This window comes from Geodermatophilus sp. SYSU D00710, from assembly GCF_054050195.1.
Map to the genome: position 1 here is coordinate 1 of NZ_JBJGYX010000097.1, position 10,866 is coordinate 10,866.

A 10,866-nucleotide genomic window follows, 5' to 3' on the forward strand; every position below is an offset into this window, starting at 1 on the left:
CGCCCCAGCCCCCCCCCCCCCCCCCCCCCCCCCCCCCCCCCCCCCCCCCCCCCCCCCCCCCCCCCCCCCGCCCCCCCCCCCCCCCCCCCCCCCCCCCCCCCCCCCGCCGCCCGGGTGTCAGGCCCACGCCGTCCAGCCCGAGGTCGTCGGTGCGCGGGCGGCGGCCGGCGGCCACCAGCACCTCGTCCGCGGTCACCTCGTCGCCGGTGTCGAGCACCGCACGGACCGGCCCGTCGGTGCCCTCCCGCCGGATCGCGGCCAGCCGGGTGCCCAGCCGCACCGCGACGCCCTCCCGCTCGAGGGCCGCCCGCACCTGCTCGCCGGCGAAGGGCTCCTCGCGGGGCAGCAGGGCCGGGCCGGCCTCGACCACGGTCACCTCCGCTGCACCCAGCCGGGAGAACGCCTGGGCGAGCTCCAGCCCGACGGCGCCGCCGCCGAGCACGAGCAGCCGCTCGGGGACCTCCTTCGCGGCCGTGGCGGACCGGTTGTCCCAGGGCCGCACCTCGGCCAGCCCCGGCACGGGCGGCAGCACCGGAGCACTGCCCGTGGCCAGCACGACGGCGCGGCGGGCGGTCAGCCGCGGGCCGCCGTCGACCTGCACCCGGCGCTCCCCGGAGAGCCGGCCGGTCCCGCGCAGCAGCCGGACGCCGTGGTCGGCCAGCCAGCGCTCCTGCCCGGCGTCCATCCAGTCGGAGGTCATGTAGTCGCGGCGGGCGAGCGCGGCCGCGACGTCGACCCGGCCGGTCACCGCCGCGGCGGCGCCCGGCACCCGGGCCGCGGCGGCGAGCACGTCCCCCGGCCGGAGCAGCGTCTTGCTCGGGATGCAGCCCCAGTAGGAGCACTCCCCGCCGACCAGCTCGGCCTCGACCAGCACCGTCTCCAGGCCCCGGCCGGCGCACCGGCCCGCGGCCACCTCCCCCGCCGGGCCTCCCCCGACGACGACGACGTCGACCTCGAGCGCTGTCTCGACGCCGGGCGGTGCGGGACGGATCTCGGACATCGGGCCTCCTCGGGACTCGCTGCCGTCGTCCGCCTCCCCTCGCCCGGCGTTACGCGTAACGGCCCGCCGGTCCGCGGCGACTGCACCGGTGAGACCGCCGACCCCGGGAGACCCCCATGAGCTCCACCCCGATCGCCGACCACGCGTTCCTGTCCGACCGGCACTCCTGCGCGCTCGTCGACCGCGCGGGCTCGGTCGTCTGGCTGTGCTTCCCCCGCTTCGACGGCCCGTCGGTGTTCGCCGCGCTGCTCGACGACGACGCCGGCCACTGGTCGGTGCAGCCGGAGGCGGAGTGGACCGCGACCCGCCGCTACGTCGGGCGCTCGCTGGCGCTGGAGACGACGTTCCACACGGCCGGCGGCGAGCTGCAGGTCACCGACGCCCTCGGCCTCGGCCCGGACAACCACGGGCACCGGCTGGGCACCGACGTCCCGCACGTCCTGGTCCGCCGGATCGCGTGCACCTCGGGCGAGGTCGACGTGCTGGTCGACTACCGGCCGCGGCCGGAGTACGGGCTGATCGTGCCGCTGCTGTCCCCGCTGGACGGCGGGGTCGCCGCCCGGGGCGGTGCGGACTGGCTGGTGCTGACCCTGCCCGGCGAGGTCGACCTGCAGGACGGGCGGGCCCGCGCGCGGCTGCGCCTGCGGGCCGGCGGCGTCGTCCACCTGGCACTGCAGCGCAGCACCCTCGGCGACGCCGTCTCGGCGCACGTCTGGTCCCAGGGCGAGCTGGCGGACCTGCTCGACCGCACGCTGGCCGCGTGGGAGTCCTGGTGCGACCTGCACCAGTCGTACGAGGGCCCCTGGGCCGACCTGGTCCACCTCAGCGGCCGGGTGCTGCAGGGGCTGTCCTACCAGCCCAGCGGCGCGGTCGTCGCCGCCGGTACGACGTCCCTGCCCGAGGGGGTCGGCGGCGAGCGGAACTGGGACTACCGCTACGCCTGGGTGCGCGACGCCAGCTTCACCATGGAGGCGCTGTGGGTCGCGGCCTGCCCCGACGAGGCGGAGGACTTCTTCGCCTTCATGACCACGGCGGGCGCCGGCGGCATCGGCCCCGAGATGTCGCTGCAGATCATGTTCGGCGTCGGCGGTGAGCACGACCTCAGCGAGCGGACCCTCGGGCACCTGCGCGGCTGGCGGGACAGCCGGCCGGTCCGGGTGGGCAACGGCGCCTGGGACCAGCGGCAGGTCGACGTCTACGGGGAGCTGCTGGGCGCGGCCGCCCGGCTGGCCGACCAGCTGCCCGCCCTCGACGACGAGACCCGCTGGTTCCTCGCCGCCTGCGCCGACACCGCCGCCGTCCGCTGGCGGGACCGGGACCAGGGGATCTGGGAGGTGCGCGGCGAGCCGCAGCACTTCCTCTACTCCAAGGTCATGTGCTGGGTCGCCCTGGACCGGGCGATCACCCTCGCCCCGCAGCTGCGCTGCGAGCACCGCGTCGACGAGTGGGCGAAGGTCCGCGAGGAGATCGCCGACACCGTGCTGCAGCAGGGCTGGAACGAGGAGGCCGGCGCCTTCACCCAGGCCTTCGGGTCGACCGCGCTGGACGCCTCCAACCTGATGCTGCCCATCGTCGGGTTCCTCCCCGCCGACGACCCCCGCATGCTGGCCACGATCGACGCGATCGCCGAGCGGCTGACCGACGACCGGGGCCTGGTGTACCGCTACCGCACCGAGGAGGGGGTCGACGGGCTGGCCGGCGAGGAGGGCACGTTCCTGCTGTGCACCTTCTGGCTGGCCCAGGCGCTGGCGCTGTCCGGGCAGGTGGACCGGGCCCGCGAGGTGTTCGAGCGGGCCGCGGCGTTCGTCAACGACCTCGGGCTGCTGTCGGAGGAGGTCGACCCGGTCAGCGGTGAGCTGCTCGGCAACGTCCCCCAGGCGTTCAGCCACATCGGCCTGGTCAACGCCGCCTGGGCGATCGACCAGGCGGAACGGGCCCGGCGGTGAGCGCCCCGCATCGGACCCCGCCGACCGGGGCATCCTCCTGTGCCGGGGGTGCACCCGGCCGCGGGCGCTGATCGACGGCGCGGGCCGGTGCGCCGAGAGGAGGAGAGCGCCATGGCCGACCTGCCGAGCCCTCGCCCCGCAGGTGGGGACCCCGCGCTGGAGGTCGCCTGCCAGGAGTTCGTCGAGCTGGTCACCGAGTACCTCGAGGGGTCCCTGGCCGAGGACGTCGAGCGGGCGGTCGCGGCCCACCTGGAGCTGTGCGAGGCGTGCGCGGTCTACTTGGAGCAGATGCGCCGGACGTCGGCAGCGTTGCGGGCCACCGACACCCCGGCGCTGCCCCAGGCCGCCCGTCTCCGGCTGCTCGAGGTGTTCCGGACCCTCCACGCCCGGGAGGGGGACGGCGGCCACTGACCGGCCGCGGCGAGGCTCCGGGCGGGATCACAGGTCGATCTCGGCTCCCGTGACGACGGTCCGGGTGACGGGCAGGGACAGGTACTCGCTGTGTCCCACCGAGCCGTGGGCCAGCGCGACGAACAGGCGGGTCCGCCAGGCGCTCATCCCCGACCGCCGGGTGGGCCGCAGCACCGGCCGGGTCACGAACCAGGTCACCGCGTCCGGGTCGCCGTCGCCTCCGCGTACCGCCCCGCGGAGGGCGGCCGCGAGCTCCGGCGGGTCGAGGAAGCCGAACTCGACGGTGACGTGCACGAAGCCGTCGCCGGCCGGGCCGAGGGGCTCCACCGTCACCCGCCGGTCCTCGGGGACGTGCGGCACGGTCGCCGTCCGGCCGGAGACGACCACGACCCGTTCGTGCAGGACGGAGAAGCGGTCGACCGTGGTCCGCAGCGCCAGCGGGGCGGTGTCCCCGGAGGCGTGCGGGTAGATCCCGGTGCCGGGGACGCGGGGCACCCCCGCGGCCCGCACCTCGGCGAGGAAGCGGCGCAGCGACCCCTCGGACTCCCTCCGCCGGGCCACCAGCAGCTCGTGTCCGCGGTGCCAGGTGGTCATGACCGTGAAGACCGTGGCCGCGAGCAGGAGGGTCAGCCACCCGCCGTGGGCGACCTTGGGCAGGGTGGCGGCCGAGTAGGTGAGCTCGACGGCCCCCAGGACACCGCCGAGGAGCAGCAGCCGACGCCCCGGCCAGCCCCACCGCAGGCGGGCGACCGCGAGCAGCAGCGCGGTGGTGACCAGGAAGGTGGCGGTCACCGCGACGCCGTAGGCGGTGGCCAGCCGGGCCGAGGAGCCGAAGCCGAGCACCACGACGAGCACGGCGACGAACAGCACCCGGTTCACCACCGGCACGTACACCTGACCGGCCTCCCGTGCGGAGGTGTGCCGGATGCGCAGCCGCGGCAGGAAGCCCAGCTGCACGGCCTGGCGGGACACCGAGAAGGCGCCGGCGAGCACGGCCTGCGACGCGATCACGGTGGCGGCGGTGGCGAGCACGACCACCGGCACGTGCGCCCAGGACGGGTAGAGCAGGAAGAACGGCTCGCGCCGGGCGGCCGGGTCCCGGGCGACCAGCGCCGCCTGCCCCAGGTAGTTGAGGACGAGCGCCGGGAAGACCAGCAGCGACCAGGCCAGCCGGATCGGCCGCCGGCCGAAGTGACCCATGTCGGCGTAGAGGGCCTCCGCGCCCGTGACCGCCAGCACCACCGCCCCCATCGCGGCGAGGGCGACGGCGGGCCGGTCGGCGGCGAGGAGCACGCCGTAGGAGGGCGACAGTCCGCGGAGCACCCCCGGCGTGCTGAGCACCTGCGCCAGTCCGGCCGCGCCGAGGACGGCGAACCACACCAGCATGACCGGACCGAAGACCCCGCCGACCCGGCTGGTGCCCCAGCGCTGCACCGCGAACAGCGCGGTCAGCACCGCGACGGCCAGGGGGAGGACGACGCCGGAGAGCCCCGGCGACACGACCTCCAGGCCCTCGACGGCCGAGAGCACCGAGATCGCCGGCGTGATGACGCTGTCCCCGAAGAACAGCGAGGTCCCCAGGACGCCCAGGACCATCGCCAGGCCCGCCCGCCGGCCCGGGCCCGCGCGCAGCGACCGGGAGACCAGGGCCGCGAGGGCCAGGACGCCGCCCTCGCCGTCGTTGTCGGCCCGCAGGACGAACACCACGTACTTGACGGTCACGGTGATCGTGAGCGACCAGAACACCAGGGACGCGACGCCGAGCACGTCATCCGCGGTGGTCCGCACCGCACCGCCGTCGACGGCGAACACCGTCTCCACCGCGTAGAGCGGGCTGGTGCCGATGTCGCCGTACACGACCCCGAGCGCCCCCAGCAGGAGTGCCGGCCGGTGCGGTGCGGCGTCCGCGCGCGACGCCCGTGCCGGTGTCCCGTCCGGTCGCACGCCGGCAGGCGGTACGGATCGAGCCACCGGCGCGGCTCCTCTCGCTGACGGCCGCGGTCAGGTGCGCATGCCCTCGTCCGGCGTCGAGAAGAGGGCCGCGGCGTTGTCGTCGAGCAGCGCGAAACCGTCGACCATCTGGGCGGCGACCCGCCACCCGGGACGGGACGGGTCCGCGCGGAAGAGCCAGGTGTGGAAGGCCTGGCCGGTGAACTCCTCGCTCACCGCGGCACCGGGGTCCCGGCGGCGGAGGGAGAAACGCAGCCGCGTGCGGGCCCGGATCACGTCCTCGGCCGTCTTCTCCACGTCCATCAGCTGCAGGATCTCGTGCGACTCGTCGAAGAAGACCGCGCGGGTGCTCAGGAAGTCGGCCAGCCCGTCCGGGCCGCGCCACGTGAACCCGCCGACGAACCCGGTCTCGAAGTCCTCGGTCAGCACCTCCGCGAGCATCTGCTCCGCGGGCACGTGGGCCTGCAGCAGCCGGAAGTAGTCCTCGATCGCGGTCAGCACGAGCGGCTCGAGGGCCTGGGGAGCTGCCACGGGCGCCTCCCGGTGCGGAGTGGGACGCAGGTCCCTGGGTCCGGCCCGGGCATCGTCCCACGGGACGCCCCGCCGGTGACCGACCGCGCGCGCGGCGGACGGCACGCGCGCCGGGCTGCCCGTCCCCGGCCGGCGTCCGGTCGCGCCGAGGGTCCTTGAGGGGGTGCCGTCGCGCTGCGAGACTCCTCGCGCCCGATGAGGGAAGTGGTGGTGCACGTGCCCACGCCCGCGAGTCTCCGGTCGGCGATCCCCTTCCTGCCCGTGGGTGGGGCGCTGTTCTGCATCCAGCTCGACTTCTTCTCGTTGAGCCTCGCGCTGCCCACGATCGCGGCGGACCTCGGGTCGACCACGACGGACCTGCAGTGGCTGCTGAGCGGCTACATGATCGCCCTGGGCTCCCTGCTGATCCCCGCGGGCCGGGCCGGTGACGTGCTGGGACGGCGCCGGGTGCTGCTGGCCGGCGTCGCGGTCTTCGGGACGACCTCGCTGGTCTGCGGCCTCGTGTCGTCCGTGCCGCTGCTGCTCGCCGCCCGGGTGGCCCAGGGGATCGGCGCGGCGATGATCCTGCCGACGGCGTTCGCCCTGGTGACGAACGCGACGACCGAGGCGGAGCGGCCGCGGGTCACCGGTGCCCTGCTCGGGGTCGCCGGGGTGGGGACGGCGCTCGGGCCGGTCGTCGGCGGGGTGCTGGCCTCGACCGTGAGCTGGCGGTGGGTGTTCCTGCTCAACGTCCCGCTCGCCGCGCTGGCGGTGGCGGGCGGGCTGCGGCTGCAGGAGTCCCGCGACGAGACCGGGCCCCGCACGCTGCGGGGCCTGGACTGGTGGGGCGTGCTGACGGTGGTGTCCGGCCTCGCCCTGGTCAGCATCGCGATCGACGACGGCGGCGTCGAGGGCTGGGCGAGTCGGGCGACGCTGGTCCCCCTGGGCGTCGGCGTCGCGCTGCTGGTGGTGTTCGGGCTGGTGGAGACGCGGGCCCGGGCACCGCTGGTCCGCCCGTCCCTGCTCCACGACCGGCTCTTCGTGCTACTCACGGTCGCCGGCACGGTCGCGAACATCGGGGCCTGCGTCTACGTCGTCCTGGCCACCCTCGAGCTGCAGGAGGTGCGGGGGCTGTCCGCGGCCACGGCCGGGGTGCTCTTCTTCGTCTCCTCGGCCGGGCTGGCGCTGTGCGGGCCGCTGTCCGGGCGGTTGTCGGCCCGCCATCCCGCGGGTCTGGTCATGGGCGCGGCGGTGCTGCTGTCCGCGCCCGCACTGGCCCTGCTGTCGCTGGCCGGCCCGTTGCCGCTGTACGTCGCCGCGATGGGACTGTGCGGCATCACCTCCGGCATGGGCTACTCCCTGAGCCAGCTCGCCGTGCAGAACGTCCTGCCCGCGGCCCGCTCGGCCGAGGGCACCAGCGTGCTGCTCACCGTCCTGATCTGCATCGGCGGTGTGGGCGTGGTCGCCGCCACCGCGGTCGTGGAGGCGGTGGGCGGTGGCCGGCCGACCACGGGCGGGATCGACCTGGTGCTCCGCGTCGTGGCCGCCCTGCTCCTCGTCGCGGGGATCGCCACGCTCGCCGTCGAGTCCCGTCGGCTGCGGACCGCGGGGTCGGTGGCCGCCGGCCTGAGGACGGCGCGGCACCGGGCGGGCGCGCGGTGAGCCGTCAGGTGCCCCGGAGCCCGGGGTGGGCGCGGTCCGGGCTCGGGGTCAGCGGAAGACGACGGTGCTGTGGCCGTTGAGCAGCACCCGCCGCTCGCTGTGCCAGCGCACGGCCCGGGAGAGCGCGAGCGCCTCGGCGTCCTGGCCGACCGTGGCCAGGGCGCGCGGGTCGTGGGTGTGGTCGATGCGGATGACCTCCTGCTCGATGATCGGCCCCTCGTCCAGGTCGGGGGTCACGTAGTGGGCGGTCGCCCCGACGAGCTTGACGCCGCGGTCGAAGGCCTGGTGGTAGGGCTTGGCGCCCTTGAAGCCCGGCAGGAACGAGTGGTGGATGTTGATCGCCCGGCCGTGCAGGGCCGCGCAGGTCTCGTCGGAGAGCACCTGCATGTACCGGGCGAGCACCACGAGGTCGACCGCGTACTCGTCGACCAGCTCGAGCAGCCGGGCCTCGGCCTCCCGCTTCGTCGCCGGTGTCACGGGCACGTGGACGAACGGCAGGCCGGCCGCCTCGGCCATCGGGCGCAGGTCCTCGTGGTTGGAGACGACGGCGACGAGGTCGGCACCGAGGCTGCCCGCGCGCCAGCGGAAGACCAGGTCGTTGAGGCAGTGCCCCAGCTTGGACACCATGACGAGCACCCGCTGCGGCTGGTCGCCGGTGACCTGGTAGGTCATGCCGAACTCGTCGGCCACCGCCCGGAAGTCCGCCGCCAGGCTGTCGGCGTCGGTCTGCTCCGAGCACACGAACGCGGTCCTCAGGAACAGCTGACCGCGGACGGCGTCGTCGAACTGCTGGTGCTCGACGATGTCGCAGCCGCGCTGGAAGAGGAACGCGGTGACCGCGTGGACGATGCCCGGGCGCTCCTGGCAGCTCAGCGTGAGGGTGAAGGGGTGCGACACGGGTGCCTCCTCAGCACTCGACGACGTTGAGGGCCAGCCCGCCCCGGGCGGTCTCCTTGTACTTGTCCTTCATGTCGGCGCCGGTCTCGCGCATCGTCTTGATGGCCTTGTCCAGCGAGACGTGGTGCCGGCCGTCCCCGCGGACGGCCATGCGCGCCGCGGTGATCGCCTTGACCGACCCCACCGCGTTGCGCTCGATGCACGGGATCTGCACCAGCCCGCCGACGGGGTCGCAGGTGAGCCCGAGGTTGTGCTCGATCCCGATCTCGGCGGCGTTCTCCACCTGCTCGGGCGTGCCACCGAGGACCTCGGCGAGGCCCGCGGCCGCCATGGAGCAGGCCGAGCCCACCTCTCCCTGGCACCCCACCTCCGCTCCCGAGATCGAGGCGTTCTCCTTGAACAGCAGCCCGATCGCCGTGGCGGTGAGCAGGAACCGGACCACGCCGTCCTCGGAGTAGGAGTCGAGGAAGTCGCGGTAGTAGTGCAGCACCGCGGGCACGATCCCGGCGGCGCCGTTGGTCGGGGCGGTGACCACTCGCCCTCCCGCGGCGTTCTCCTCGTTGACCGCGAGGGCGTAGAGCGTCACCCACTCCATCGCCCGCAGGGCGTCGGAGTCGTCGCGGTGCTCCTCCAGCTGAGCCCGCAGCGCCGCCGCCCGGCGCCGGACCCGCAGACCGCCGGGCAGGACGCCGGTGGCCCGCGTCCCCCGCTCCACGCACTCCTGCATCACCGACCAGACGTGCAGCAGGCCCGCGCGGACCTCGGCCTCACTGCGCCAGGACAGCTCGTTGGCCAGCACCAGGTCGCTGATCCGCAGGCCGGTCTCCCGGGCGTGGGCCAGCAGCTCCTCGCCCGTGCGGAACGGGTACCGCACCGGCGTGCCGTCCTCGACGAGCACCGGGTTGCCGGCCTCGTCCTCGTCGAGGACGAAACCGCCGCCGACGGAGTAGTACGTGCGCCGGCTCAGCTCCGTCCCGTCGGCGCCGAGCGCCAGGAAGAGCATGCCGTTGCTGTGGAACTCCAGCCGCCTGCGCCGGTGCAGGACGACGTCGTCGTCCACGGAGAACTCGACGAGGTGCTCGCCGGCGAGCCGCAGCTTGCCGTCGTGGCGGACGGCCTCGACCCGCGGCCGGGCCGCGAGCGGGTCGACGGTCTCGGGCTGCTCGCCCTCGAGGCCCAGCACGACGGCCGGCACGCTGCCGTGGCCGTGGCCGGTGGCGCCGAGCGACCCGAACAGCTCGCAGCGCACCCGGACCACCCGCCCGAGCACCCCCTCGTGCCGCAGCCCGGCGGCGAAGGAGCAGGCGGCCCGCATCGGCCCGACGGTGTGCGAGCTGGACGGGCCGATCCCGACCTTGAAGAGGTCGAAGGCGCTGATGGTCACCCGGGGCCCCCCTCCCACCCGCCGCGGCGACGACCGCCCGGCGACGGAGGTACACAGTTGGTATATCAGTTAGTAGGATGACGGTATGTCGATCCCTCTGACGAGGCAAGACCCGCAGGCGGTCAACGCCTACGATCTGCGCGTGACCGTCGCTCCGCTGGACCTGGACCAGCCGGCCGCCTCGTCCCTGGCCGACCGGGCCTACGTGGCGATCCGGGACCGGCTGATCATGCTCGACATCCGGCCGGGCGACCCGATCGACGACGACGACCTGGCCAAGGACCTGGGCGTCGGCCGCACCCCGGTCCGCGAGGCGCTCAAGCGCCTGGAGGGCGACCGGCTCGTCGTGTCCTACCCGCGGCGGGGCACGTTCGCCACCGGCATGGACATCTCCGACCTGGCGCACATCTCCGACATCCGCGCCCAGCTCGAGCCCCTGGCCGCCCGCCGGGCCGCCGAGCGCGCCACCCGGACGCCACGCCCCGACCTCGAGGAACTGGCCGCGCACATCGAGCAGCTCGACGTCACCCGGGTCGACCGGACCGAGCTCATGCGCTGGGACCTCGCGGTGCACCGGGCCATCTACCGGGCGGCCGGCAATCCCCACCTCGAGGACGTCCTGATCCGCTACGACAACCTGGCGACGCGGATCTTCTGCCACTTCCTCGACCGCCTGCCCACGGTCGACGAGCACGTCCGGGAGCACGTGGAGCTGCTCCGGGCGATCGCCGCCGGCGACACCGACCGGGCCGACGACCTCGCCCGCGAGCACGTGCTCGGCTTCGAGACGGCGATCCGCGCGGTCATCTAGCCGAGAGCCCTGGGCACTTCCGCGGAAGTGCACGGACGACGACGGCCCGGGTCCCCGCGCGGGGGCCCGGGCCGTTCGTCGTGGCGGACCGTCCCCGCGCGCCGCCGGACACGTCGGACCGGACGCCGCAGTGCCCGACCTCACGCTGCGGGGTGAGGTAGGGCACCACACGGCGAGATCGGCGCCGCAGTCGGCCGGGCGCGGGGGGGGGGGGGGGGGGGGGGGGGGGGGGGGGGGGGGGGGGGGGGGGGGGGGGGGGGGGGGGGGGGGGGGGGGGGGGGGGGGGGGGGGGGGG

Annotated in this window: 9 protein-coding genes; 4 read left to right on the plus strand and 5 right to left on the minus strand. The window is 75.3% G+C overall.

Annotation, left to right across the window (positions count from 1 at the left end):
• Nucleotides 1-1,000 (minus strand): FAD-dependent oxidoreductase (locus tag ACI78U_RS24170; protein WP_456877981.1); only part of this gene is annotated, 1,000 nt, incomplete at its 3' end.
• 116 nt (nucleotides 1,001-1,116) lie between these two features.
• Here ACI78U_RS24170 and ACI78U_RS24175 point away from each other — a divergent pair.
• Entirely contained in the window at nucleotides 1,117-2,946 is a 1,830-nt protein-coding gene (locus ACI78U_RS24175; RefSeq protein ID WP_456877982.1) for a glycoside hydrolase family 15 protein, read from the plus strand.
• Between the two features lie 111 nt (nucleotides 2,947-3,057).
• Entirely contained in the window at nucleotides 3,058-3,357 is a 300-nt protein-coding gene (locus ACI78U_RS24180) for an anti-sigma factor family protein (protein WP_456877983.1), read from the plus strand.
• A 27-nt stretch (nucleotides 3,358-3,384) separates the two neighbouring features.
• On the opposite strand, the gene ACI78U_RS24185 is transcribed toward ACI78U_RS24180, so the two are convergent.
• Both ACI78U_RS24185 and ACI78U_RS24190 read right to left on the minus strand, forming a co-directional pair.
• On the minus strand, nucleotides 3,385-5,301 hold the full coding sequence (locus ACI78U_RS24185) for a potassium transporter Kup (protein ID WP_456877984.1): 1,917 nt from the start codon (nucleotides 5,299-5,301) through the stop codon (nucleotides 3,385-3,387).
• Nucleotides 5,302-5,358: 57 nt separating this feature from the next.
• The gene (locus tag ACI78U_RS24190; protein WP_456877985.1) at nucleotides 5,359-5,838 is read right to left on the minus strand and encodes a hypothetical protein; all 480 of its coding nucleotides are present in this window, start codon (nucleotides 5,836-5,838) and stop codon (nucleotides 5,359-5,361) included.
• Between the two features lie 216 nt (nucleotides 5,839-6,054).
• On the opposite strand from ACI78U_RS24190, the gene ACI78U_RS24195 reads away from it, so the two are divergent.
• Nucleotides 6,055-7,479, plus strand: a complete 1,425-nt coding sequence (locus ACI78U_RS24195) for an MFS transporter (protein WP_456877986.1) — start codon at nucleotides 6,055-6,057, stop codon at nucleotides 7,477-7,479.
• Between the two features lie 48 nt (nucleotides 7,480-7,527).
• Here ACI78U_RS24195 and purU read toward each other — a convergent pair whose 3' ends face one another.
• Complete coding sequence (gene purU, locus ACI78U_RS24200; protein WP_456877987.1) at nucleotides 7,528-8,376, minus strand: formyltetrahydrofolate deformylase; 849 nt, start codon at nucleotides 8,374-8,376, stop codon at nucleotides 7,528-7,530.
• 10 nt (nucleotides 8,377-8,386) lie between these two features.
• Complete coding sequence (locus ACI78U_RS24205; protein WP_456877988.1) at nucleotides 8,387-9,760, minus strand: L-serine ammonia-lyase; 1,374 nt, start codon at nucleotides 9,758-9,760, stop codon at nucleotides 8,387-8,389.
• 142 nt (nucleotides 9,761-9,902) lie between these two features.
• Here ACI78U_RS24205 and ACI78U_RS24210 point away from each other — a divergent pair, with 142 nt between their 5' ends.
• Complete coding sequence (locus ACI78U_RS24210) at nucleotides 9,903-10,571, plus strand: GntR family transcriptional regulator (RefSeq protein WP_456877989.1); 669 nt, start codon at nucleotides 9,903-9,905, stop codon at nucleotides 10,569-10,571.
• Nucleotides 10,572-10,866 lie beyond the last annotated feature (295 nt).